Origin of the sequence: Amphibacillus jilinensis Y1 (assembly GCF_000306965.1) — a bacterium.
GTDB lineage: Bacteria > Bacillota > Bacilli > Bacillales > Amphibacillaceae > Amphibacillus_C > Amphibacillus_C jilinensis.
On record NZ_JH976437.1, the window covers coordinates 46,936 to 71,813 of the forward strand.

Consider the following 24,878-nt stretch of genomic DNA (forward strand, 5'->3'; position numbering starts at 1 on the left):
CTGCAGCTGTTTCCATTATTCTTCCTCCTCTTTCGTGTTTTCTCTAACGACAATCCGTGATCCTGCCACTTTCACAATCTTAATCAACTGATCCTGTGCTATAAATCCACCTTCTGTTATAACATCAATTCTTTCAGTATCAAAGACAGCAGTACCCGCAGGTCTAAGTGGTGTAACAGTGACACCTACTTTACCAAGTAAATCATCTCGATTCACATTCGATACATAGCCTCGTTCGGGTGTTTCAGCATCATTTAAAATAATATATTTAAATAATCCTTTTTCCAAACCAATTCGTTTATACAAAAAGATAGCTACTGCAATGGTAACAATAAGGGCAATCAATATACTTATGCTCATCTGCCTAATATCAGTGGCTGCCATAAACAAAGATGTAAACACACTGATTCCACCTATACTCCCAAGTATCCCTCCAGGCACAAAAAATTCAGCAATAATAAGGGCAATACCTACCACGAGTAATAATAACACCTCGTAACCAGCAAAGCCTGCTACCGCATGTCCATAGAAGAATAAAACCAGCGATATAATCCCTAATGAACCTGGTACACCAAATCCCGGCGAATACAGCTCAACAATTAGTCCTAAACCTGCAACTGATAATAATATCGATATGACTGTAGAACTGGTTAAAAATCTTGCGAACTCTTCTGCAATGGTTGGCTCTAATTCAATGACTTCGGATTCAGCTAAACCCAATTCATTCAATAATTCAATTCGGTGATTAACCGTACCTTCAGAGTAACCGACTTCTATCGCCGATGTTGGCCCTAATGTTAAATATCGTCCAGCTGGCGCATTATATTCTGGTAAGTCAATATCGGGATCAGCCATTGCTTCCGCATAAAACCGATCTCTTCCTTTAGATTCAGCTGCACTTCCCATTGCTTCTAACCAATAAGATTGTGCTTTTTCGTCAGCTGCATTACCATCCCCTGTTATAATACCGCTTGCTCCCATCGTTGCTTGTGGATTCATATAAATATAATCTGCAAAAAGAGCTATATAAGAGCCTGCGGATAAAGCTTGACTTCTTATGTATGCAGTAATAGGTATATCAATGTTTTGAAGTATCTCACCAATATTATTAGCAGCATCGACTTGACCACCTGGTGTATTAATTTCAAATATAATGTGATCAACATTTTGCTCAATAGCTTCATTGGTTGTTCGTCTTAAAAAAGCTTCAAGACCACGTTCAACCTCTTTTTCGATCGGAATGACATAAACAAGTTTTCCCTCTCCGCTTTCACTCGCTTCTACATTATCGGTTTTTACTAAACTAAAAACCCCAATACTAACTAGCATCATGCTTAAAAAAAGATAAATCAGGCGTCTATACATTACACCACCTCCTTCCCACTTATTATACGGAAAGCGTTAAGTTAATTTTATTCATTTCTCTTATATTATATCATGAGTATGGCAAAAAATCCCCTATCATCAGCGAATGGATAGGGGATTTTCTTTTATTGAGCTTTGAATCGTATTATGACAAATGTTTTTGAACCAGTTTATTTACTTCTGTTCCATCAGCTTTGCCTTTTACTTTCGGCATAAGCGCACCCATCACTTTTCCCATCTCTTTTTTTGAAGTGGCACCCACTTCATCAATTGTTTGAATAACAATCTTCTCAAGCTCTTCAGATGATAGCTGTTCTGGCATATACACTTGTAAAATAACTATTTCATCATTAAGATTACTTACAAGATCATCGCGTCCAGCTTCTTTAAACTCATGGAGGGAATCCTTTCTTTGTTTTAGCTCGCGAGCTAAAACTGTCAATTCTTCTTCTTCTGACAACTCGTCTTTACCAAGTTTAATTGCTTCGTTTTGAAGTGAAGCCTTAACCATACGTATGACGCTTAACTTTTGCTTTTCTTTATTACGCATGGCTTGTTTCATGTCTTGGTTCAGACGTTCTAATAATGACATTTGCTTCTACACCCTCTTTATAAGAAATAGCTATTTCTTATACTAAATTACTTGCGTTTTCTAGCCGCCTCAGACTTCTTCTTACGACGAACACTAGGTTTTTCATAAAATTCACGCTTACGATATTCAGACAATGTACCTGATTTTGATACACTGCGTTTAAAGCGACGAAGAGCATCCTCAAGAGACTCGTTTTTACGAACGCGAGTTGAATTTGACATGCTAATTTCCCTCCCTCCGAAGCATCAACAGATTGATTAGACATATGTATCCGCTACATTTGCCTCTATGACATTATAATATAATGGGTTTTTTAGGTCAACTTTTGTTTTATCTCTATCAAAAAATAATAAGAATTTAAGTGAGCATATAAAAGAATTATAGACTAGATGTTGTCAAATTGGGATGGTCCAAAACTGTTACGAGCTCCCCAGTATTAATAGGATAACCCGACTCTTTTAATTTCACTTTGACAACTTGACCAATTAAATCCGCAGATCCTTGAAATTGAACCTTCAAATAATTATCAGAATAACCAATCAATGTTTGCTGATTTTGATCATTTCGTTCAATCTCTTCAGGTATGATTTCTAGAACCGCACCCTCAAATCGAGAAGCATAGACTTTAGCTTGCTGTTCTGACAAAGCAATTAGACGGTGAACACGATCATTTTTGACCTGATCATCTACTTGATTATCCATCCTTGCTGCCGGTGTACCTGTTCGTTTAGAGAAAGGAAATACATGGAGCTCTGAAAACCCAATATCTTGTATAAATTGGTATGTTTCTTGAAATTCTTGATCTGTTTCACCCGGAAAACCTACGATCACATCAGACGTAACTGCTAAACCTGGTAAGGCTTGTTTTAACCGCTCTACCTGTTGTTTATAAAATGCAGTAGTATATTTTCTTCTCATTCTCTCTAATACCGTGTCAGATCCAGCTTGTAAAGGAACATGCAAATGTCGCACAATTTTATCTGATTGATCAATGACTTGCATGACTTTTTCTGTGATTTGACTAGCTTCAATAGACGAGATGCGGATTCTTTTCAGTCCTTTAACCTTCGTTTCAAGATCAATGAGCAAGTCGGCAAAATCATACCCTTTAATATCTTCACCATAACCAGCTGTATGTATGCCGGTTAATACGATCTCTTTATAACCTGCTTCAACAAGTTGTTGAGCTTGTTTTAATACATGCTCAGGCTGTCTAGAACGTAATAAGCCCCGAGACCAAGGGATAATACAAAAAGTACAAAAATTATTGCATCCTTCCTGGATCTTCAGTGAAGCTCGTGTACGATCCGTAAAAACAGGAACATCCATTTCTTCAAAGACTCGATTTTTCATAATATTAGAAACACCATTAATAGGCTTGCGTGTTATCTGATGTTCTTCAATATAAGGAATCATCTTGTCACGCTCTTGTGTACCTACAACAACATCAACGCCTGGTATCTCCATAATTTCACCTGGTGATATTTGTGCATAGCACCCTGTCACACAAACAACCGCCTCAGGGTTCTTTCTAATGGCTCTTCTAATCACTTGACGACTCTTTTTATCACCTGTGTTTGTTACCGTACAGGTATTAATTACATAAATATCTGCTTCCCGACCAAAATCGACTCGCTGATAACCTTGTTCTTTGAATTTCTGCCAAATTCCTTCTGTTTCGTAATGATTTACTTTACAGCCTAATGTATGAAAAGCAACTGTTGTCACATGTTTCACTCCGTTTCTTCGAAGTAGTATGATAAAGCAGACAGCATATATAATGATGCTGTTTCTGTCCTTAATATTCTAGGACCAAATCTAACCGGTTCAAAACCATTTTGATAAAATGTATCTATTTCATGTTCAGTTAATCCGCCTTCAGGTCCGATAATTACTATGACTGACTGACCAGGGAGAATCTGTTTGAAAAACGCATTAAGTTTTTGAGTGATTTGTTGACGGGCTGTTTCTTCATAAGCAACGAATTTATGATCATAGTGCTGACTTAATTGAATTAATGATTTTAGGTCATGAAGCTCTTTAACTTTAGGCAATTGATTGCGGTGTGCTTGTTCTGATGCTTCTTTTACAATTTTCATTAAGCGTTGCTGCTTTTTTTCGCGCTTTTTAATATCCCATTTTACAATAGAACGAGATGCTTGAAAAGGAATGATGGCATGTACGCCTAATTCTGTCGCCTTTTGTGCAATCCAATCTAATTTATCACCTTTAGGTAACCCTTGAACTAATGTAACTTTTATAGGGAGTTCAACCTCTTGTTCAAGCCATTCTAAAATACTAAGCTTGATCACATCAGTGATTTCTATTATTTCACAAAGTGCCACTCTACCATCTGAGCGATTACAAATGACCTGATCATTTATCGTCATCCGCATAACATTAACGATATGATGGGCATCATCACCTGATATAATAATTTGATCATTCTTCCAATTTTGACCTTCTATAAAATAGCGCTGCACAGTTAAACACCTCTATTACTCCGGTTTTCTTGCAATAATCGACACCCAGTCCTCCATTTGATTGACTTCGATAATGTTAAAACCCGATTCTTCTAAAGCTTGTTTTACGGTTTGTTTTTTTGCTTGAATAATACCAGATGTAATAAAGATTCCGCCTGGTTTTAATATGTCAAAAGCATCTCGTTCAAAACGCAAAATAACTTCTGCTAATATATTTGCAACAATCAAGTCTGGTTGGTATGTCACATGGTCAAGTAAGTTATTTTGTTTAATCTCCACTTTTGCATCGACCTTATTTAATTTGGTATTAATATTTGCCGTTTTTACTGCAACATCATCAAGATCATAGGCATAAATTTTATGGGCGCCCAATAATGCCGCTGCAATGCTTAAAACACCTGAACCTGTCCCTACATCAACTACTGTGTCATCTCGTTGTAAAAAATTCTCTATTGCTTGTACACTTAATACAGTGGTAGGGTGTGTTCCAGTTCCAAATGCCATACCCGGATCAAGCTCAATAATAACCTCATCAGTCGAGACCGGTTGATACTCTTCCCATGTGGGTGTAATCGTAATTTTATTTGAAATTTTCACAGGTTTATAATACTTTTTCCAAGCTGTAGCCCATTGCTCTTCATTAACTTCACTAATCGTCATTCGGTTTTGCCCAATGTCGATATTGTAAACAAGCAATTGATTAATTGCTTGTTTAATTTGTTCGACCGTTTCACCTAAAAAACTATTCACTGCCAGATAAGCCTTTAAGACAACACCTTCATCAGGAAAATCTTCTGGATCTAATTCATATACTTCTCCATATGGTGCTGGACGATCTTTCGCAAAGTCTTCTGCATCTTCAATAACGACACCGCTAGCTCCCGCTTCGTGAAGGATATTAGAGATGGGTTCAATTGCCTCATTTGTCGTATGAATACAAAGTTCAGACCACTTCAAGTCAATCACTCTTTTCTTAATAATTAAATTCGATTACTCACCTTTAAATGCGCGCTTCACTCGGCTAAAAAAAGAATCTTCATTTTCATCAGCTGGCTCATTTCCACTTATTTCATTAAATTCTCGTAATAGTTCTTTTTGCTTTGTCGTTAATTTGGTTGGTGTAATCACTCGCATCTTAACATGTTGATCGCCATTACCATATCCTCGAACATTCGGTGCTCCTTTTCCTTTTAGTCTAAAGGTTTTGCCCGTTTGTGTGCCAGCAGGAATCTTTAACTTAACTTTGCCATGTACCGTAGGGATTTCAATTTCATCACCCAATGCCGCTTGCGTGTATGTTAACGGCATTTCACAGAAGATGTGATCGCCATCACGTTGATAGAATTCATGTGTTTTCACTTGGACAACAACATAAAGGTCACCAGCAGGTCCACCATTAACACCAGGTTCGCCTTGACCAGCCACACGGATTTGTTGACCATCATCAATACCTGCAGGTATGCTGATATGAATTTTCTTTCTCTTTTTCACTGTACCATTACCATTACACGTCGTACACTTTTCCTTAATTTCCTTACCAGTCCCATTACAATGGTGACAAACACGTTTATTTACAACACGGCCAAAAGGTGTATTCTGCTCGACATGCATTTGTCCAGAACCCTTACAGTGTTTACAAGTTTCAGGACTGGTTCCAGGTTTTGCACCAGACCCATTACATGTCGTACAAGTTTCCTCCTTTGGTATATGAATATCTGTTTCTTTACCAAAGATCGCTTCTTCAAACTCGAGAACCATTGTATATTGCAAATCATTTCCTTGTTTTGGTGCATTGGGATCACGTCGCCCTCCACCGCCAAAGAACATATCAAATATGTCACCGAAACCGCCGAAGTCATCAGTGCCAAATCCACCTCCGCCAAATCCTTGACCCTGTGGACCAGCATGACCAAACTGATCGTATTGGGCACGTTTCTGATCATTATTCAAAACTTCATAAGCTTCTTTTGCCTCTTTAAATTTATCAGGTGCATCTGTTTCTTTATTAACATCTGGATGGTATTTACGCGCTAGTTTTCGATATGCTTTTTTTATCTCATCTTTAGAAGCATTTTTATCAATACCTAGCACGTCATAATAATCCCTCTTACTCATGAAAAATCACCGCTCCCGTCTCGTTTACTGCATAAATTTAATCATAACATTCTTTATACTAGCTAAACAACTATATTAAATAATCAGATACCATTAAAAATCAACAACTCATTCTGACTTTTTAAAATCACGCGAATGAAAACAGGACAAAAGTCAAAGCCAAGTATAACCTGACTTTGACTTTTACGCATGTTATGTTAATTATTTATCGTCTTCCTCATCAACTTCTTCATAATCAGCATCAACAACATCGTCCTTAGCACCTTGCTCAGCTTCGCCTTGTTGAGCTTGTTGAGCTTGTTGAGCCTGTTGAGCTTGCTCATACAGCTTGACAGATAAGGCTTGAACCTCTTGTTCCAAAGCTTCTTTTTTCGCTTTGATAGCTTCCAAGTCGCCTTCTTCTAGAGCTTTTTTCAACTCATCTTTTGCTGCTTCAGCTTTTTGTTTTTCATCGTCTGAAACATTTTCACCTAAATCTTTCAACGTCTTATCTGTTTGGAATACTAATTGATCTGCTTCATTTCGAAGATCAATTTCTTCACGTCGCTTTTTATCTGCCTCAGCATTTTCTTCAGCATCTTTAACCATTTGTTCAACTTCTTCATCTGATAAACCAGAAGATGATTTAATGGTAATAGACTGTTCTTTATTGGTACCTAAATCTTTTGCTCGTACATTTACAATACCATTTGAATCAATGTCAAATGAAACTTCAATTTGTGGCACCCCTCGTGGTGCTGGCGGAATATCCGTTAACTGGAAGCGACCAAGTGTTTTATTATCTGCCGCCATTTCACGTTCACCTTGGAGCACATGAATATCTACAGCCGTTTGGTTATCTGCAGCAGTAGAAAATACTTGCGAGTGACTTGTAGGAATTGTTGTATTCCTTTCGATCAATTTAGTTGTTACACCACCCATTGTTTCGATACCAAGTGATAATGGTGTTACATCCAATAGAACGACATCTTTAACATCCCCTTGAAGAACGCCACCTTGAATAGCAGCACCTAAAGCCACCACTTCATCAGGATTAACACCTTTTGATGGGTCTTGTCCAACTTCTTTCTTAATTGCATCTTGAACCGCAGGAATACGTGTTGATCCACCTACTAATAATACCTTATCAATATCTGACGCTGACAATCCAGCATCGTTCAACGCTTGACGCGTTGGCCCCATTGTACGTTCAACTAAGCTTGAAGATAATTCATCAAATTTAGCACGTGTTAAATTCATTTCCAAGTGTAATGGACCAGCATCACCAGCTGTAATAAACGGTAATGAAATTTGTGTTTGTCCTACACCCGATAAATCTTTTTTCGCTTTTTCAGCCGCATCTTTAAGGCGCTGTAACGCCATTTTATCTTGGGAAAGGTCAATACCATTTTCTTTTCTAAATTCAGCTACCATGTGATCAATAATAACCTGGTCAAAGTCGTCTCCACCTAAACGATTGTCACCTGCTGTTGCCACTACTTCAAATGTACCATCGCCAATATCTAGAATAGAAACATCAAATGTTCCCCCACCAAGATCGTAAACAAGAACCGTCTGATCTTGATCACCTTTATCGATACCATAAGCTAAAGCTGCAGCAGTTGGCTCGTTTATAATACGTTCTACTTCAAGACCTGCGATTTTACCTGCATCTTTTGTAGCTTGACGCTCAGCATCATTGAAATATGCAGGCACTGTAATCACGGCTTTATCAACACTTTCACCTAAGTAATCTTCAGCATATGATTTAATATATTGTAAAATAATAGCTGATATCTCCTGAGGTGTATGTTCTTTACCTTCAATTTCTACTTTGTAATCTGTTCCCATATGACGCTTAATCGATTGGATCGTGTTAGGGTTAGTGATCGCCTGACGTTTAGCGACTTCACCTACTTGACGCTCACCATTTTTGAATGAAACGACAGAAGGGGTTGTCCGGCTACCTTCTGGATTCGGAATAACCTTTGCTTCTCCACCTTCCATTACTGCTACACATGAGTTTGTTGTTCCTAAGTCAATACCAATAATTTTACTCATTTATATTTCCTCCTTTAATTGCGTATGTAGTTATTGATTTACTTTTACCATTGCTGGACGAATAACTCGATCCTTTAAACGATACCCCTTTTGTAATTCTTCTACAACAGTGTTCGAATCGTATTGATCGTCTTCCACCTGCATAACTGCTTGATGAATGTTAGGGTCAAACGTCTCACCAACGGTTTCAATGATTTCCACACCTTCTTTTTCAAGTGCAGTGCTTAACTGACGATAAATCATTTCCATTCCTTCAAAAAACGGTTGCACAGCGTGATCTTCAGGTTTATTGTCAAGCGCTCGTTCAAAATTGTCTACAATGGGTAACAATTCTGTCACAAGTGATTGAGACTTATACTTTAAATCTGCTGCTTTTTCACGTTGCGTCCTTTTCCTGAAATTGTCATACTCAGCTTGTAGACGAATAAGTTTATTATATAATTCATCTTTTTCTTGCTTTATCTGTTCAATTTCTTCAAATGATGCGTCAGTGGCTTTTTCTTCAGTGTCATCCATTAATTCTTGTTCAACCTCTTCAACTTCCTCAATCTCTTCATTTTCAAATGTTTCTTCTTTTTTAATATTCTCCTCCATGAGGTCACCTCCTAAATAGCACATCATATTCAAGTATAAGCAATGCTTCAGCGTTACTAAAGCTTCTAGCATCACCTTTCCTCTTTTTTGAAAAACTAAGGGCTCCATTCCAGCTATGAAAAACTAGATGTATTGATCACACAAATAACAGAGGGAGACCTAACCCCTCTATAAAAAGAATCTTCAATCAGAATATTATCGTCTGTTATCTCCCACTTAAATAGATCAGTCCTACTCTCTATTTTATGGTGGTTGTTTTACGGACGGCTATCTGTGATAAAAGAGTGCTTTACTTTATTTAGGTCAAGCATTTTACCAATCGTGAAACGTATGACTCATCTGATTGGATAGCAAATTCAACAATGAGACAACACGCGAATATTCCATCCGCTTCGGACCTAGTAATGCAATCGTTCCAACTTGCTTTCCAGCTAGAGAGTACGTAGCCGTTATTAAACTACAATCACGCATGGCGTTCACTTTATTTTCATGGCCAATTGAGATATGAATCCCCTCATTCGTTGATCGCAAAACATTTGCCATTAGCTCTTCTTTCTCCATTATTGAATATAATGCATGAACTTTTGTAACATCATTAAATTCAGGTTGCAGTAACATATTAGTGATACCACCAATATAAACCTGATTAGGTTGTTGATCAAAAAGCGCACTTTTCAAGTAATGAAAAGCAGACTCTATATCATCAACATAATGATTAAGTATCGATGTTAATTCATGCTGTAATCGATGATGAAGTTCAACAATAGGAACGCCAACCAGTCGTTCATTTAGAATATTGACTAGTTTTTCTAAATCTGATGCCTTAATCTCTGTTGGAATTGTAAATGATCGATGTTCAACATGGCCGGTATTCGTGACTAGAATCGCTACAGCAGTCGTTGCTGATAAGTGTACAATTTGAAGTTGTTTTAATGTTGTCTCGTATACCTGCGGCCCTAATATGATCGATGTATAATTCGTCAAATCTGATAGGACATTAACTGATTTTTGCACCACTTGTTCAAATTCAACTAAATCTTGCTCAAATACACTTGAAATTAGTTGCTGATCATTCTTTGATAAATGAAAGGGAAGCAACAAGTGATCGACATAAAATCGATAGCCTTTCTCAGAAGGAACACGTCCAGAAGAAGAGTGCGTTTTTTCAATATACCCCATTTCTTCTAAATCTGCCATCTCATTCCGAATGGTGGCTGGACTGAATATTATTTCATCCTTCTTTGATATGGCACGTGAACCTATGGGTTGTGCTGTTTGAATGAACTCATCAATTATAACTTGTAATATCAACAGTTGTCTATTTGATAACATCGATGATCACCTCTGTTAGCACTCTTTACTTTCGAGTGCTAATACTAATAATAAATTATCAAATCAAAATTAAGTTGTCAATGCTAAGAACTTATAAATTTAAAAGTGGTTCATGTCGTGACATCATTAACATCTGTCTGGTCGTCTAATAAAAACTGCTGAAAAACTTCATTGCCAAACATTTGTCCGTGTTCAGTCATACGTATCCCCTGTTTTGTTTCTTCTAGCCAACCACGAGCAATCAAATCTCTAATTTGACGTCCATAAATCGCATTTAAGTCAATCTGGTATTTTCGTTGAAATTGCTCACGGTCAATACCTACACGTTTTCTCAACCCTAAGAACAATTCTTCTTCTATTTGCTCACGTTTACCGATAGTTTCTGTGTGCAATACTGGACGTCCTGAGTCATTTGCTTCTTTTACATAAGCAGGGAAAGGTCTTAAATTAATAATACGTTGGCCAGGTAAATAGCCATGAGAACCTGCACCAAATCCATAATAATAGTTGTTATCCCAATATGTTAAATTATGTTTACTTTCAAATCCTGGTTCTGCAAAGTTACTAATTTCATATTGAACTTTACCATTCCCTTTCATTTTATCAATAAGCAATTGAAACATGTCTGCTTCAATTTCTTCAGGTGGCTTATGCAGTTTTCCTTTTTGATAGCGTTGATAAAAAATTGTCTTTGGCTCAATTTGTAATGAGTAAGAAGAATAATGTGGTAAATCATAAGATAGTGCTTTATCTATTGATTCGCCAAACCCAGCTAAGGTTTGATTAGGTAAGCCATACATCATATCAATACTAATGTTTGTTATGCCATGTTTCTTTAAATCAGAAATATTTTTATCGACATCATCGATACGATGTAGACGTCCAAGCTCTTCAAGTAATTGATTGTCAAAAACTTGGACTCCCATTGAAATGCGGTTAACGCCATATGACTTAAGTAATTTTATCTTGTCTTCATTTAAATCACCAGGGTTAGCTTCGAATGTATACTCTAAGACTGTATTTACATCGAAATAACGGTCAATCATACGCAATAAATAGTCAAGTTGATTTAAATTTAGGGCTGTTGGCGTCCCACCTCCAACAAAAATTGTTTTTACCGTTTGTTTTTCATCAGCCAGATAAAACTGTATTTCCTTATTTAATGCGTCAAGATATTGATCTGCCATTTTCTCTTCATAGAAAAACTTAGTGAAATCGCAGTAATGACATATTTTCTCGCAAAACGGTATATGGATATAAGCAGATGATATCATGCGATTTCTCCTCTCTCTTTCATGATGCGGAAAGCCCTTGTCGCGTGAAGGACAAGGGCAACTCAAGCTACTATTAAACAAATATTAACGAATAGGTGGTTTGGCTAAATTATTCATCATCATCCATTTTTAGGACTGACATAAAGGCTTCTTGAGGAACTTCAACTGACCCCACCATCTTCATCCGTTTCTTACCTTCTTTTTGTTTTTCGAGTAATTTACGCTTTCGAGATATATCTCCACCATAACATTTAGATAAAACATTTTTCCGCATAGCTTTAATAGTTGAACGCGCAATAATTTTGTTCCCTATCGCTGCTTGTATAGGAACTTCAAACTGTTGCCTTGGAATAAGTTTTTTCAATTTTTCTACAATTTGTTTACCACGTTCAAAAGCAAAATCACGATGAACAATAAACGACAATGCGTCAATTGTTTCACTATTTAATAAAATATCCATTTTAACTAAATTCGATGGTTTATAACCAATCATTTCATAATCAAATGAGGCATAGCCTTTCGTTTGAGATTTCAACGTGTCAAAGAAATCATAAACAATCTCCGCGAGGGGAATTTCATATACAACATTTACCCGATTCTCATCGAGATATTGCATATCGATAAAATCACCACGCTTTTTCTGGCATAGCTCCATCACAGCTCCAACATAATCATTCGGGACCATAACCGTTGCCTTCACATAAGGCTCAGATACTTCTTCAATCGATTGGTTATTTGGCATAAAGGAAGGGTTATCGATCGATAATTTACTTCCATCTGTTTGTGTCACTTCGTAAATAACGCTTGGGGCTGTGGTGATCAATTCAATATTAAATTCTCGCTCAATACGTTCTTGAATAATCTCCATATGAAGTAAACCAAGAAAGCCACATCGAAACCCAAAGCCTAAAGCTTGTGATGTTTCTGCTTCATATTGTAATGATGAGTCATTTAATTCAAGACGTTCAAGAGCTTCACGTAAATCATTATATTTATTTGCATCAATCGGATAAAGACCACAGAACACCATTGGATTAAGTTTACGGTAACCCGGTAAAGGTTCGGAAGCGGGGTTTTTTGCCAATGTTATCGTATCTCCAACTCTTGAATCCCCTACGTTTTTAATAGATGCTGCTAAATAGCCAACATCACCGACTTGCAACTGTTTCAGCGGAACGGGCTTTGGATTAAAAACACCAAGCTCATTAACTTCAAATTCTTTACCCGTTGCCATCATTTTAATTTTATCGCCTAATTTTACAGTGCCCTCTTTTACACGAATATAGGCAACAACACCACGATAAGGGTCGTATAATGAATCAAAAATCAAGGCTTGTAGTGGGTTGTTATTACTTCCCTCAGGGGCAGGAATACGATCAACTACAGCTTCAAGAATAGACTCAATGCCAATGCCAGATTTGGCGCTAACCAATAAAGACTCATCACCATCTATACCAATTACATCTGTTATCTCTTGTTTAATTCGCTCTGGATCTGCACTTGGTAAATCAATTTTATTTATAACAGGGATAATTTCTAAATCATTATCTAGCGCTAAATACACATTTGCTAATGTCTGTGCTTCTATACCTTGTGCAGCATCAACCACCAATATCGCCCCTTCACAAGCTGCTAAACTTCGAGATACTTCATAAGTGAAGTCGACATGTCCTGGTGTATCAATTAAATGGAAAATATATTCTTGTCCATCATGATGTTGATATTTTAATTGAACTGCATTTAATTTAATGGTAATACCACGCTCACGTTCTAAATCCATAGCGTCTAGAAACTGCTCTTTCATTTCGCGCTGCGTCAATGCTTTTGTTTTCTCTAAAATGCGGTCTGCCAAGGTTGACTTCCCATGATCAATATGTGCAATAATTGAAAAATTGCGCACATGTTTATGTTCTCTTTCTTTTGTCACTCTCATTCACTCCTATTTAATCGGACAGCAATACTAGCTTGATTATAGCAGTGATGGACTATTGGTTCAATTGTTTTCTTTTTAAAGGATAAGAATATAACTCACCGCTCTTATATCACATCTGCTAAATCACTAACGATCTTTATCAGTCCCTCGTACATAAGCAATCCTGTTTTTTCGATTGATTGTGCTATTTTATAGGGGAACGAATACTGTTGTTTTTCCTCTACACTACCTTCTTGAGTCTTACCTAGGTCATCTGAAAGATACAGTTCTTTTGAACTTGTTACGATGTGTTCATGGGAAACGGTTGGTATAGAATGCTTAGGTTGGTTAAACTCTGAAGAGAGTGTCATTCCGAATGTGAAAATTAAAACAGCGGCAATGAGCTTAATAACTATTTTGACCATATCTACACTTCCTTTACTTATTCATTTCCACTCGTTGGTTCTGCATCCCAATAATAAGCCGCGAAAACTTCAGCAAACGCATCTGCTGAACGATATACTTCTTCTAGTGTATTATCGACACCCCCAAATTCAATCAATACAGCATTGTCACTAATGTTTTGATTGTATACACCATTTCGACCAGCTCCACCCATGGCAACTACACCTCTACTTAAACCAGGATAATCTTCTTCTAACTTTTCATGTAATACAGTAGCAAATTCAATGTTACTTTCATTCCCCTCAAAATCTGCGCCTATCACAAAAAACAATTTCGCAAAATCCTCTCCATTGATGGTTAAGGTGGTATCTTCTCGTCGGCGACTATCACGATGTATATCAAAGACATAATTGACTCTCTGATTTTGAGCTAATGCTTCTTCAACAATAGGCTTCGAGGCTTGATATGATTGCCAATATTCCCATCCATTATCATGTAATACTTGTGTGAAATCCGTTTGGTCGACTAAAGCGCCAATCCCCTTATTAGCCAAACCTTTTTTCAAATGTTCACTGATTAATGTGACGTTCAATTCCGCATGGAAAGCGGCGTTCGGATCTTTCACTTCATCTAAATGGGGTAAAAATGATTCACGATTGTGCGTATTGTAAATAAAAACGCTTTGTTCATCAACTTCTACCTCTTCTTCATTGACTTCGACCACTTCATCTACGACGATTCGGTCTTCTAAAATAATATCTAACGGTGCTGAAGATTCAACCGGTAGGTTTGAGTAATTTGTTCCTTCTTGTCCAATAATAATTCGGTGTTGATAAGGGTGAAAGCCCGGTAATTCATTACCAAACAATGTTCGCATATCCGAATAATTTAGCTTTGTAATAAATTGCAAGAAAAATTCCGACATTGAAGTGTTAGGTAATTTATCTTCGAAATGATACCCTAAAGCTTTGACTTCAGTAGCAAGTAGAGTTAAATAGACTGATGATTCAAAGTCTTCGGTTAGACTTTTCAACATGGGATGTGAAGCTCGCTTTCCTATTGGAATCGTGGCAGTAAAGCCGATAATTGCAAAGAGCAATATAGAAATACATACCCACCCCATCAGCCATTTCAGGATAATTTGGTTATGTCCCTTGCCTTTTTGTATACGCGACATCGTTAATCCTACCTTCTCTATAGCTTAATACTAGACTATATGATAGAGATGAAAGGAATAGAACGTGTCATTTTACTAAGACTTGATTAAATTAGTTTCTAGATTATATTCATAGAACAACGAACGAGATTGTCTTTACCTGGATTTTCTACTAACGTGTCGCACTATTAGCTAGATGACTGTCAACATGTGTGTGCAATGCACTATTAATTCCATTTGCTATTAAATGGGCCATATCATGAATAAAGCCATCAATTTCTTTAGGTGTGACCATTAGATTATGTCCTAAGGGACTTAATACTTCTTGTATTAACTGTCTCTTTTCAGCTTCGTTTAAAGTACCAATCATTCCAAATATTGCTTCTCGCTTATCAGCTTGGGGAAGATCATTTTCAGTTAATTTTTTTTCACCGAAACTTAAACTTGCCGGTGCTAAACGACGTGAAGGTTTGCCTTGCTCATTCAATTCACGTCCCATATGTTTAAACACGTAATCAATGGTATCACTCGTTATAGTAACAGCATCTACTACCGTCGGAACCCCGACTGCAATTACCGGGATGCCAAAAGTTTCATAACTCAGCGCTTTCCTTTTATTACCTACCCCTGAACCTGGATGAATACCTGTATCAGATATTTGAATGGTTGCATTTACACGTTCAATCGATCGCGAAGCTAACGCATCGATTGCAATAATAAAATCAGGTTTCACCTGTTCGACAAGGCCTTTAATCATGTCACTTGTTTCTAATCCTGTTACACCCATTACACCTGGTGAGAAGGCAGCGACAGGTCGGTAGCCATCTTGAACCATTTCAGGATGATGTTCGAATAAATGTTTGGTAACCAAGATTTTCTTTACCGCTTCAGGCCCTAGTGCATCTGGCGTCACATGATCATTACCTAATCCAACCACTAAGCAAGTTGCTTTTTTATCAACGCCATTTTCATTTAAAAGGTCTGCTAATAAATGACTTAGTACTTCTGCTGTTTTTTGTTGTCCGTCACTATCTTGCTTTTTAACTGCACTTGTTTCAAGTGTAATGTAATGACCTGCTTTTTTATTGATTTGCTGTTCGCCCTCTTTATTAACTTGGACATGTGTCACTTTGTACCCATGAATATCTTTTTCAATGACATTGACACCAGACTCTTTCTTTTCTGTATCTTCTTTTTCCACATACATTTCTTTAGCCTCAACTGCTAAGTCAGTTCTTACTTCGAGTTCTCCTTTAGTCAATCGATCCACAACCTTTACTGCTTTTTCATTAATCTAGCCTAAAATGATTCTTTTCATACAAAATACGCCTCAGTAATATTTGTGTTGAAAACTTGTCAAAGCTTTGGTAAAATGTCACTTGTTCCATAATAAATTATTATGGATGTGAACATGTGGAGGTGAGAATAAATGGCTAATATTAAATCAGCAATCAAACGTATTCGTGTTAATCAAGACCAACATGCACAAAACGCACCGGTAAAATCTGAAATGCGTACAAACATTAAGCGCGTTGAAAAATTAGTAAGTGAAAACAATGCTGCAGAAGCAAAGCTTGCATTACAAGATGCAGTTAAAAAAATTGATAAAGCAGTTCAAAAAGGTATTGTCCATCAAAACAATGGCAATCGTCAAAAGTCACGCTTAACGAAAAAAGTTAATCAGCTTGGTGCTTAACCAATAAAAAACGATCCCTTAAAATTAGGATCGTTTTTTATTGGTTAGGCGTTTATTAATTGGTAAAGTAATAACTCAAATGCTAAATTCTTCTCAACTTTACCTTGTTTGATGGCCTGGTCTGTTTCAGCACATTTTCCAATGCAATAATACAAATAATTTAAGGTAAACCTTCTCTCCCTCTCTATTCCCATCTTTACTACGTATGGATGAAGCTTAAGTTGCTGAGCCATTTGCTTTTGACTATAACCTTTTCTTTGCAGTAATTTAACTTGATAAATAACTCTTAACTGCGAAGCTAATAATGCCACTAATGCTATTGGTTCTTCATTTAACCGGAGGAGATCTTTATATGTTTGGATGGCCAGCTGTAAATCTTTAGTTAAAACCGTGTCGACAAGTTTCAAACCTGACGTATTGCCTTGATGTGAAATAAGAGCTTTTGCGATATCGAGCGTTACTTTGCCACCTTCACCAACATTCAAAGAAAGTTTTTCAATTTCTTTCTCTAATATGGAAAGATTTGCCCCTGTTTCACTTATTAGAAGATCTTGCACACCATGATCAAATACTACATGATAGGATTTAATCATATGTTCAACCCATTTATCTAAATGCCACGGCTTTACTTCTTCACAGTGAATGGTCATCGCCGTTTTTTTCAATTGTTTTGTGATTTTTTTTCTTTCATCAATTTTCTCATAGGGAGCAATAAGAATGAGAATGGAAAAATCCACCGGATCATTTAAGTAACTAATTAGACTGTTTGTATTATGTTCAACTGAAGTTTTAGAAGGTTTAGCAGTTATAAATGAAGCTTGATCAGCGATGACAACCTTCTCTCCACCCAAAAAAGGATACGTCTCAACTTCTAATATCACCTCATCAATAGCTGTCTGATCTAGCTCAAAGCGGATAACATGCTCTACTCGCTCTCGGGCATCAATGTTGTCCAACTTTACATTAATAATTTGTTCCACTATTTTTTCGATCAAATATTGCTCTTCTCCATATATTAAAAAGACACTATCTTTTCCTTTTTGTTTTAAGTGTTCAACTGCTTCAATATAATTCATTATTTCATCTCCGATCAAAACATATCTTTAACTATCGTAAAGCTTGTTTGATCATTTGACAAGAAGAAAAAGAAAGGGAGATGGGAACCCCTTTCTTCTATCTATATAAACGATTAGCATTCAGACCTAGGCCACTGAATGTTAATCGATATTTTATTGCTTGGTGAACAAAATATCTCTATAAAAGTATTTTCACCAATATCTTAATTACTACGCCTGTTAACTGTTGCTAAGTAAGTTAATTTCCGTTTCAAACACTTTATCCACTGATAGCTTATGGTAAGAATGGCAAAAATGTTACCGAAGATTGTTGCTCATGATAAATAAATTGAACCGCTCCATGATGATCTGTGCGATAGATCTCAACGTCAAGATCAAGTAATCTTTCTATAACTTCATCATGAGGATGTTGAAATCGATTATTCCGACCAGCGGATATTAACGCTGTCTTTACATTAAGCGCGTCTAAAAATAACAAACCACTAGATGTAGAACTCCCGTGGTGAGCTACCGATAAAATATCGATTTCCAAGTTTGGATATTGATGTATGAGATCAACTTCCACATTTTCTGAAATATCTCCTGTTAACAACCAAGGCTTATTAGCAAATGTCGTGTATAGCACAAGTGAATTATCATTACGATCTAACCAATCTTTTGTCGGACCTAGCGATACAAAAGTTTGACCAGCAATATCAAAAGATTGTCTAGACGTAATCATTTGATGCTCAACTTGATAATAGTCCAGTTTTTCCTTTAATCCATCCGGCCATTGAAAATATTGGGAAGTAATTAAATGATCTACTGTGAAATCTTCAATAAGATACGCTAAGCTACCTATATGATCATGGTCTTCATGTGAGATAATGATTGCATCAATCTTGCTGATGCCCTCGTAAAATAAATAGGGTTTAATAACCTGTTGATATAGCCGATCAGATGAGGAACTAAAATCATTAGTAAAGCTTCCTCCAACATCATATAAGATAACCCCCTTTTTGTGTGGCAATTGAACAACAAGCGCATCAGCTTGTCCAATGTCAAGCATGGTTATCTTTCCGAATGGATTTAAATAAGGACGTACTAGTAATGCTGTCATAATCATGATTATTGATAAAGTGGAGATAAATGCGCTTTTGAACTGTTGTTTCTCTAATTTATACAAAAGGGTATAGAAGGAAACGTAAAAAGCTATCACGTAGATGATTGGAAATTTGCCTATAACGAGCGGTTTATAAAGATATTGATCAACCAGCAATAAAATATTCAAAAACAATTCATGAAAAATGGTAATAAAAAAGGTAAACAGCGGAAGGAATAACGGGAATACAAAGATACTGATAAAGGTAATAAACATACAAGGGATGAAGAGAACCGCAAAATACCAAGAAACAAGAGTATTGATAAGTAAACTAAGCGGATTAAACACATAAAAATAATGGATTTGAAGGGGAAGGATGACGATCATGCTTAAAATAGTAATAAATATCGCCTTTACTATCTTTCCTTTAATCACACGAAGTATTTTGGCGGAGAACAATAGTGAAAACGTAATAATAAAAGAGAATTGAAAACCGATGTGGTATATCCATGCAGGTTGTAAAAGTAACAATAAAATAAAGCTAATGCTTAAAAAGTCAATCGGCTGAATGCGCCGATGAAATAACCACGACAATACGTTTAAAAAGCCGACAATGCACGCTCGCCAAACAGAAGGAGAACCACCCGCTAATAATGGATAAAAACTAAGCAAAATAAGTAAAATAAAGTAAGTTGTTTCTTTTGTAATTCCAATTAATCGATTGCATAGCCCGTAAAGTAAACCGATCAGTAAGCTGACATGCAACCCAGAGATCGACAATAGATGCGTTAAATGCCATCTTTGAAATAATTGGAGATAGGCATCTTCAATTGCTGATCGCTCACCCAAAACAAGTGATTTCATCCACATGGCTATCACATCATGTTCTAAAGAAAGATCTATTTTTTCTAAAATGCGCTCACGCAACATTATTATAGAGCCAATCGCATCACTTCCTTCACACTGGATGGGTTGATTTGAATCAACGAGTAATTGGTGATAAACACCATAATTCATTAAGTAATGACTGTAATTAAATTGCCCAGGATTTGTCGGTCTTTCCAACGGTTCGATCGTCCCAACAACCTGACAAGTTGCACCTATATTAAAAGCATCAGGTACATGATTTGAAAAATCAGTTACTTTAACTTTATCAGAATCTGTCTTTAGCCAAAAAGAACGATATTGAGCTGATTCACGTTCTATTTTTATAATTTTTCCTGTAATGGTCAGTTGATCACCTTTGGTTAATTCAAGGTCATTATTAAGATAATTATAATACTGGGAAAAGAAAAGCATAACGCCAATTAGTAAAAAACCAACAAAAACAGGCAATCGTCTTGTCTGCGTCCAGTATATAATTAGCAACAACCAAATACCACTAATGATCAACCAACCTTCCATTTGTTTTGAGATACAAAAGCCAATAAGACATGCAATGACCAATAAGTGACCTTTACCGCGCACTGTAACCTCCTTATTAAGCTTTATTTGGTAATAAATTTAATGTTTGTTCTGCTAACGGAATACACTTAACATCTACACGTGCTTCCCGAAAAAGCTCTTGTGCATAGGAGTGATTCTTGTAATCAGACGCATAATATACAGTTTTAATTCCAGCTTGAATAATCGATTTACAACACTGTAAGCAAGGAAAATGCGTCACGTATATTTCCGATCCATCGGTTGGAACACCAAATTTTGCGCATTGTAAAATGGCATTCATCTCTGCATGAACGGTTCGAACGCAATGTCCATCGATCACATAACACCCCTCATCAATGCAATGGGCGCTGCCTGAGACACTACCGTTATAACCACCTGCTATAATGCGTTTATCTCTTACAATTGTCGCACCTACTGTTAATCGTTCACAAGTACTTCTAAGTGCAAGTAAATGACTTTGCGCCATAAAATATTGATGCCAAGAAATACGTTCCATTCATCACTCATCCTTTCCGACAATAACCTGATATTAATTATCATACTTTCGATCCAGGGAAGGGCCTTAAATCATTGCGTGTCCATCCTGGCATTGAAAGCAGACAATTGTTTGCAAATACAATGCCAATTTGTAATTGCATATAAACGTTTTAACCAGGTTCTATTATGGTACAATAATAAATTCAGCTAATTGCGAAACCGTCTTTTCGCCGATACCTGACACATTTTGCATATCCTCAAGCGATTGAAAAGCACCATTTTCCTCGCGGTACTTAATAATAGCTTGCGCTTTTGCCTCCCCGATACCAGGGAGTTGTTCAAGATCTGTTTGGGTAGCTGTATTTATTTTAATTTTATCATGACTTTCACCGGAAGTGGGTATGAAATTTTCAGTTTCATCAACATGGGGGACAATAATAACCATTTCATCGTGCACTTTCTCCGCTAAATTTATCTGTTTTTCATCAGCATCAGCTTTTAATCCACCTGCATAGTCAATAACATCTACAACACGATCATCTTCTTCAACGCTATAAACACCTGGGTGTTCAATTTCACCTTTAATATCAACATAAAGCGTATCGTTTGTTTTAGAAGATTGATCTGAGCTTGGGCTGATATCATCTTTATCAGTAGATAATAGTTCGGTTTCAACGGTTTGGGGCTCCTTTGGAGTGTCGAAGGATGCATTCGCAGAAAAAAAATGGGGGATAAGCAGTTCAGATATAAGCGTAATTAGTAAAAACAGACATACAATAACCATAATCACATTTTGTTTAATCCATTTCACAATACACCTCAATTAAATTTATTTTTATCAATGTTAATAAATATTTCAGCCCTCCCTTCCCTATATTAATTCGACAATCATGTTCTCTTTCCTGCAATAATTTTCATTTCCTCTAAGTGCAGTTAGTCATTATAAGTGTACAATTATCAAAGGGGCTGGGGCAAAAAAGTAACTAGTAGATAAGAAAAATCCAAATATTAATGTCTGATACATGTAGCGCTTCGGTAAAACACTTCGCTTTCCGTGGATCCTCAGCTCGTGCATTCCCACAGGATAAGGAAAGCGTCATCGATCATACATCGCACGAAGAAAATCGTTCTTTATTTTCGAGGCGTCTACGTGTTTTCCTACGCTTTGTTCAGAATGTTCGGATACGCCATTTCATTATTTAGTTATGCCACAGCCTCTTTATAATTTTAATATAATCAAACATTTTACTATCACACCTGTACTAACGCTTAGATAAATGATCTTTATTTTTTACAAACAAAGAATAATCGCTCGCCTGCTTCTTCATATGGTTGGGCATCAAGTGGTTGTAGCTTAAAATCAGCAAACACCTGAATGTCTTTGAAGCCAGCGTCGTTTAATAGTGAAATAAAATCGTCAGACAAAAAAGTTCGCTGATGGTGCTCTTCATCAAAGCGTTGATACACTCCATTTTTTTCGACAAAAAAAGTTAATTCATGGTGCATTTCACCTGTTCGCTTACCTTGTCGGCAAAACCATATGTAAGCTAAATCATCATAAATTTCAGAAAAAACTTGATCAATCATACGATTACGCACATGCGCCATGCTGTGAACATCAAAAATAAACAAACCGCCCTCTCTTAAAGATTGGAAAACACCCAAAAACGCACGCTTGAGTTGATCATGTTCAACGATATAATTGATGACATCACAATAACTGATCACGCAGTCATAATCATATAATCCTTCTAAATTCAAAATATCTTGCTTAAGCCAATTTATCTTTAGTTGTTCTCTAATTGCTCGCTCAGACGCCTCCGCAAGCATAGATTCAGATAGATCAACACCAGTCATGTCATATCCTTGGTTAGCTAGACGACACGTGATTTGACCTGTTCCACAACCCAAATCAAGGACTTTAACATTCCCGCGTTTTGGTTCTTGTTTCAAGATAATCTCTGTGAACGCCACCCAATCATCATATGGAGCGTCCTTCATTAGAAAATCATATAGATTTGCCATTTGTTGATAAGCCATGTATTAAACCTCTTCATCCAATGTGATTTCAAGCAAGGGCGCATCTCCCCATAGACGTTCTAAATTATAATATTGGCGATCTTCTTGGCGAAAGACGTGACAAACAATATCCCCTAAGTCAATTAATATCCACTTTGCTTGCTCAAAGCCTTCACTACGTTTAACTTCTATTTCATGTTTTTCAGCCTGATCGATTATTTCCCTAGCAATAGCTTGTGTTTGACGCTCGCTCGTTGCATCACAAATGATGAAATAATCTGCAACCGTAGATAATCCTTTCATATCCAACGTTATAATATCATTTGCACGCTTGTCATCAGCGGCTTTAACAACTAATTTTAATAAGTCCATATCGTTCATGAATTTGACTCCTCCAATTTTCTTTTTAAATCATTATACATATTAAGTGTTTCAGGGTAAATGAGTCGTTCATTCTCCAACAAAAATTTCATTCCATTTCGAACAGCCATGAAACATGCCTCATTTAGATTTGATTCTGCTTGTTTTCTCACTACATCTAAACCCGCAAAATTTCGACCTGGTTCAATATAATCAGCTAAGTAAATAATCTTTTCCAACTTAGTCATTAAGGCATGTCCTGTTGTGTGCCAATAAATGGCATCTTTAACAGCTGGATTGTAAATATTTAATTCCGTCTCAACTAAAATTGATGCAACCGGCCCATGCCATAATTCATGATGATAACTAAGCAAATCATTGGGTAACTGATGTTTTCTAATGATCTGTGCCATCTCATCTAAATCCCTGTATTTCGCATAATCATGAAAAACAGCAGCCAACATCGTTTCTTCTTTATCAACATCAAAACGTTCCGCCAACACTAAAGCGGTCTCAGTTACGCGTTCTGTATGGGCAAATCGTGAGGCCGTAAGATGCGGCTTCACGGTTTGCAGAGCGTTAATTTTGTCCATATAACCCTCTCTCCTTTATAACCGCTAACACCCTCTCAGGGATAAGATAACGCACCGTCCTATTCATTTTAAGACGGTCTCTTATCAAGGTGGAAGAAATGTCAAGACCAGGTACATCCAATAAGATAACCGGAAAAGGTGTATCTAACTGATATTCCGGCCTTTTCACACCTACAAATTGAATTAATTCAACAAGTTGGTCAATTTGATGCCAATTTGGTAAGTATTCAACCATGTCTGCACCAATAATAAAATAAAAATTGACATTCGGATAAGCCAACTTTAATGATTTAATCGTATCAATCGTGTAGGACCTTCCTTTTCTTTCTAGTTCTATGTTATTTATTTTAAAAAGTGGTTGATCAATTATCGCTGCTGATAACATCGCAACTCGATCTTCTGCAGAAACATTCGCTTTCTCTTTATGAGGTGGTTCTGCAGAAGGAATAAACCATATTTCATCTAAATTTAAACGCTCAATCACTTCGTCTGCAATTGCTAAATGTCCAATGTGCGGTGGATCAAAAGTGCCACCTAACAAGCCGATTTTTTTCATGTTTAAACCTCTTATGGTAATTTTATCGTCTTATTTTCAGTTGATTCCTTATATAACACAATGATGTTACCAATAATTTGAACAAGCTCACCATTTGTGCCAGCTATCAATTCTTCAGCAATCTCATCTTTCTCTGCTAAACAGTTTTGTAAAATATTCACTTTAATTAATTCTCGCTTCTCTAATGCTTCATTAATTTGTACTAGCATGTTATCGTTAACACCATCTTTCCCTACTTGAAAAATGGGTTTTAGATGATGCGCCTCTGCGCGTAAAAAACGTTTCTGTTTACCTGTTAACATGATT

25 protein-coding genes are annotated in these 24,878 nt (G+C 36.7%); 1 reads left to right on the forward strand and 24 read right to left on the reverse strand.

Going from position 1 to position 24,878, the window contains the following annotated elements; genetic code table 11:
* Positions 1-15: 15 nt before the first annotated feature.
* The 15 genes from B494_RS0111940 to gpr form a co-directional block, all read right to left on the reverse strand.
* The gene (locus B494_RS0111940) at positions 16-1,365 is read right to left on the reverse strand and encodes an NfeD family protein (protein ID WP_017472616.1); all 1,350 of its coding nucleotides are present in this window, start codon (positions 1,363-1,365) and stop codon (positions 16-18) included.
* A 145-nt stretch (positions 1,366-1,510) separates the two neighbouring features.
* Positions 1,511-1,957 carry a GatB/YqeY domain-containing protein gene (locus B494_RS0111945; RefSeq protein ID WP_017472617.1) on the reverse strand — a complete coding sequence of 149 codons (447 nt, stop codon included), beginning with the start codon at positions 1,955-1,957 and terminating at the stop codon, positions 1,511-1,513.
* Between the two features lie 47 nt (positions 1,958-2,004).
* Positions 2,005-2,178, reverse strand: coding sequence for a 30S ribosomal protein S21 (gene rpsU / locus B494_RS0111950; protein ID WP_017472618.1), 174 nt, complete (start codon positions 2,176-2,178; stop codon positions 2,005-2,007).
* 157 nt (positions 2,179-2,335) lie between these two features.
* Positions 2,336-3,685 carry a tRNA (N(6)-L-threonylcarbamoyladenosine(37)-C(2))-methylthiotransferase MtaB gene (gene mtaB, locus B494_RS0111955; RefSeq protein ID WP_017472619.1) on the reverse strand — a complete coding sequence of 450 codons (1,350 nt, stop codon included), beginning with the start codon at positions 3,683-3,685 and terminating at the stop codon, positions 2,336-2,338.
* A gap of 5 nt (positions 3,686-3,690) precedes the next feature.
* A complete protein-coding gene (locus B494_RS0111960) occupies positions 3,691-4,440 on the reverse strand; it encodes a 16S rRNA (uracil(1498)-N(3))-methyltransferase (RefSeq protein WP_017472620.1) in 750 nt (249 codons plus the stop codon).
* Between the two features lie 15 nt (positions 4,441-4,455).
* Positions 4,456-5,397, reverse strand: coding sequence for a 50S ribosomal protein L11 methyltransferase (gene prmA, locus B494_RS0111965; RefSeq protein ID WP_017472621.1), 942 nt, complete (start codon positions 5,395-5,397; stop codon positions 4,456-4,458).
* 33 nt (positions 5,398-5,430) lie between these two features.
* Positions 5,431-6,555 (reverse strand): molecular chaperone DnaJ, encoded by a 1,125-nt coding sequence (gene dnaJ, locus B494_RS0111970; protein ID WP_026065238.1) that lies wholly within the window; start codon positions 6,553-6,555, stop codon positions 5,431-5,433.
* Positions 6,556-6,756: 201 nt separating this feature from the next.
* Positions 6,757-8,595 carry a molecular chaperone DnaK gene (gene dnaK, locus B494_RS0111975; protein WP_017472623.1) on the reverse strand — a complete coding sequence of 613 codons (1,839 nt, stop codon included), beginning with the start codon at positions 8,593-8,595 and terminating at the stop codon, positions 6,757-6,759.
* 30 nt (positions 8,596-8,625) lie between these two features.
* Positions 8,626-9,189: a nucleotide exchange factor GrpE gene (grpE, locus tag B494_RS0111980; RefSeq protein ID WP_017472624.1), complete on the reverse strand. Its 564-nt coding sequence runs from the start codon at positions 9,187-9,189 to the stop codon at positions 8,626-8,628.
* 312 nt (positions 9,190-9,501) lie between these two features.
* The gene (gene hrcA / locus B494_RS0111985; protein WP_017472625.1) at positions 9,502-10,521 is read right to left on the reverse strand and encodes a heat-inducible transcriptional repressor HrcA; all 1,020 of its coding nucleotides are present in this window, start codon (positions 10,519-10,521) and stop codon (positions 9,502-9,504) included.
* 110 nt (positions 10,522-10,631) lie between these two features.
* Positions 10,632-11,795 carry a radical SAM family heme chaperone HemW gene (gene hemW / locus B494_RS0111990; RefSeq protein ID WP_033193639.1) on the reverse strand — a complete coding sequence of 388 codons (1,164 nt, stop codon included), beginning with the start codon at positions 11,793-11,795 and terminating at the stop codon, positions 10,632-10,634.
* A gap of 109 nt (positions 11,796-11,904) precedes the next feature.
* Positions 11,905-13,722: a translation elongation factor 4 gene (lepA, locus tag B494_RS0111995; RefSeq protein ID WP_017472627.1), complete on the reverse strand. Its 1,818-nt coding sequence runs from the start codon at positions 13,720-13,722 to the stop codon at positions 11,905-11,907.
* Positions 13,723-13,832: 110 nt separating this feature from the next.
* The gene (locus tag B494_RS0112000; RefSeq protein ID WP_017472628.1) at positions 13,833-14,132 is read right to left on the reverse strand and encodes a hypothetical protein; all 300 of its coding nucleotides are present in this window, start codon (positions 14,130-14,132) and stop codon (positions 13,833-13,835) included.
* 17 nt (positions 14,133-14,149) lie between these two features.
* Positions 14,150-15,289, reverse strand: a complete 1,140-nt coding sequence (spoIIP, locus tag B494_RS0112005; RefSeq protein ID WP_017472629.1) for a stage II sporulation protein P — start codon at positions 15,287-15,289, stop codon at positions 14,150-14,152.
* Between the two features lie 151 nt (positions 15,290-15,440).
* A complete protein-coding gene (gpr, locus tag B494_RS0112010; RefSeq protein ID WP_017472630.1) occupies positions 15,441-16,529 on the reverse strand; it encodes a GPR endopeptidase in 1,089 nt (362 codons plus the stop codon).
* A 168-nt stretch (positions 16,530-16,697) separates the two neighbouring features.
* On the opposite strand from gpr, the gene rpsT reads away from it, so the two are divergent.
* The gene (gene rpsT, locus B494_RS0112015) at positions 16,698-16,964 is read left to right on the forward strand and encodes a 30S ribosomal protein S20 (protein ID WP_017472631.1); all 267 of its coding nucleotides are present in this window, start codon (positions 16,698-16,700) and stop codon (positions 16,962-16,964) included.
* Between the two features lie 44 nt (positions 16,965-17,008).
* Here rpsT and holA read toward each other — a convergent pair whose 3' ends face one another.
* The 9 genes from holA to yhbY all read right to left on the reverse strand — a co-directional run bounded on the left by holA (position 17,009) and on the right by yhbY (position 24,874).
* Positions 17,009-18,040: a DNA polymerase III subunit delta gene (gene holA / locus B494_RS0112020; protein ID WP_017472632.1), complete on the reverse strand. Its 1,032-nt coding sequence runs from the start codon at positions 18,038-18,040 to the stop codon at positions 17,009-17,011.
* A gap of 274 nt (positions 18,041-18,314) precedes the next feature.
* A complete protein-coding gene (locus B494_RS19315; RefSeq protein WP_017472633.1) occupies positions 18,315-20,588 on the reverse strand; it encodes a DNA internalization-related competence protein ComEC/Rec2 in 2,274 nt (757 codons plus the stop codon).
* A 13-nt stretch (positions 20,589-20,601) separates the two neighbouring features.
* Positions 20,602-21,063 carry a ComE operon protein 2 gene (locus B494_RS0112030; protein WP_017472634.1) on the reverse strand — a complete coding sequence of 154 codons (462 nt, stop codon included), beginning with the start codon at positions 21,061-21,063 and terminating at the stop codon, positions 20,602-20,604.
* A gap of 165 nt (positions 21,064-21,228) precedes the next feature.
* Positions 21,229-21,855: a helix-hairpin-helix domain-containing protein gene (locus tag B494_RS19320; RefSeq protein WP_017472635.1), complete on the reverse strand. Its 627-nt coding sequence runs from the start codon at positions 21,853-21,855 to the stop codon at positions 21,229-21,231.
* 473 nt (positions 21,856-22,328) lie between these two features.
* Positions 22,329-23,084, reverse strand: a complete 756-nt coding sequence (locus B494_RS0112040; protein WP_017472636.1) for a class I SAM-dependent DNA methyltransferase — start codon at positions 23,082-23,084, stop codon at positions 22,329-22,331.
* 3 nt (positions 23,085-23,087) lie between these two features.
* Positions 23,088-23,444 (reverse strand): ribosome silencing factor, encoded by a 357-nt coding sequence (rsfS, locus tag B494_RS0112045; RefSeq protein ID WP_017472637.1) that lies wholly within the window; start codon positions 23,442-23,444, stop codon positions 23,088-23,090.
* A complete protein-coding gene (gene yqeK, locus B494_RS0112050; protein ID WP_017472638.1) occupies positions 23,441-24,016 on the reverse strand; it encodes a bis(5'-nucleosyl)-tetraphosphatase (symmetrical) YqeK in 576 nt (191 codons plus the stop codon). The genes rsfS and yqeK overlap by 4 nt, the downstream gene beginning before the upstream one ends.
* Positions 24,003-24,572 carry a nicotinate-nucleotide adenylyltransferase gene (locus B494_RS0112055; RefSeq protein WP_017472639.1) on the reverse strand — a complete coding sequence of 190 codons (570 nt, stop codon included), beginning with the start codon at positions 24,570-24,572 and terminating at the stop codon, positions 24,003-24,005. The genes yqeK and B494_RS0112055 overlap by 14 nt, the downstream gene beginning before the upstream one ends.
* A gap of 11 nt (positions 24,573-24,583) precedes the next feature.
* On the reverse strand, positions 24,584-24,874 hold the full coding sequence (gene yhbY / locus B494_RS0112060) for a ribosome assembly RNA-binding protein YhbY (RefSeq protein WP_017472640.1): 291 nt from the start codon (positions 24,872-24,874) through the stop codon (positions 24,584-24,586).
* Positions 24,875-24,878 lie beyond the last annotated feature (4 nt).

What these genes read in the sequence shown, in the direction of transcription:
- B494_RS0111945 (WP_017472617.1), bottom strand. Translation starts at nt 1,957, where the DNA reads ATGTCATTATTAGAACGTCTGAACCAAGACATGAAACAAGCCATGCGT.
- hemW (WP_033193639.1), bottom strand. Translation starts at nt 11,795, where the DNA reads ATGATATCATCTGCTTATATCCATATACCGTTTTGCGAGAAAATATGT.
- rpsU (WP_017472618.1), bottom strand. Translation starts at nt 2,178, where the DNA reads ATGTCAAATTCAACTCGCGTTCGTAAAAACGAGTCTCTTGAGGATGCT.
- B494_RS0112030 (WP_017472634.1), bottom strand. Translation starts at nt 21,063, where the DNA reads ATGGAACGTATTTCTTGGCATCAATATTTTATGGCGCAAAGTCATTTA.
- dnaK (WP_017472623.1), bottom strand. Translation starts at nt 8,595, where the DNA reads ATGAGTAAAATTATTGGTATTGACTTAGGAACAACAAACTCATGTGTA.
- holA (WP_017472632.1), bottom strand. Translation starts at nt 18,040, where the DNA reads ATGAATTATATTGAAGCAGTTGAACACTTAAAACAAAAAGGAAAAGAT.
- rpsT (WP_017472631.1), top strand. Translation starts at nt 16,698, where the DNA reads ATGGCTAATATTAAATCAGCAATCAAACGTATTCGTGTTAATCAAGAC.
- B494_RS0112040 (WP_017472636.1), bottom strand. Translation starts at nt 23,084, where the DNA reads ATGGCTTATCAACAAATGGCAAATCTATATGATTTTCTAATGAAGGAC.
- rsfS (WP_017472637.1), bottom strand. Translation starts at nt 23,444, where the DNA reads ATGAACGATATGGACTTATTAAAATTAGTTGTTAAAGCCGCTGATGAC.
- yhbY (WP_017472640.1), bottom strand. Translation starts at nt 24,874, where the DNA reads ATGTTAACAGGTAAACAGAAACGTTTTTTACGCGCAGAGGCGCATCAT.
- B494_RS0112055 (WP_017472639.1), bottom strand. Translation starts at nt 24,572, where the DNA reads ATGAAAAAAATCGGCTTGTTAGGTGGCACTTTTGATCCACCGCACATT.
- spoIIP (WP_017472629.1), bottom strand. Translation starts at nt 15,289, where the DNA reads ATGTCGCGTATACAAAAAGGCAAGGGACATAACCAAATTATCCTGAAA.
- dnaJ (WP_026065238.1), bottom strand. Translation starts at nt 6,555, where the DNA reads ATGAGTAAGAGGGATTATTATGACGTGCTAGGTATTGATAAAAATGCT.
- grpE (WP_017472624.1), bottom strand. Translation starts at nt 9,189, where the DNA reads ATGGAGGAGAATATTAAAAAAGAAGAAACATTTGAAAATGAAGAGATT.
- B494_RS0112000 (WP_017472628.1), bottom strand. Translation starts at nt 14,132, where the DNA reads ATGGTCAAAATAGTTATTAAGCTCATTGCCGCTGTTTTAATTTTCACA.
- B494_RS0111940 (WP_017472616.1), bottom strand. Translation starts at nt 1,365, where the DNA reads ATGTATAGACGCCTGATTTATCTTTTTTTAAGCATGATGCTAGTTAGT.
- yqeK (WP_017472638.1), bottom strand. Translation starts at nt 24,016, where the DNA reads ATGGACAAAATTAACGCTCTGCAAACCGTGAAGCCGCATCTTACGGCC.
- hrcA (WP_017472625.1), bottom strand. Translation starts at nt 10,521, where the DNA reads ATGTTATCAAATAGACAACTGTTGATATTACAAGTTATAATTGATGAG.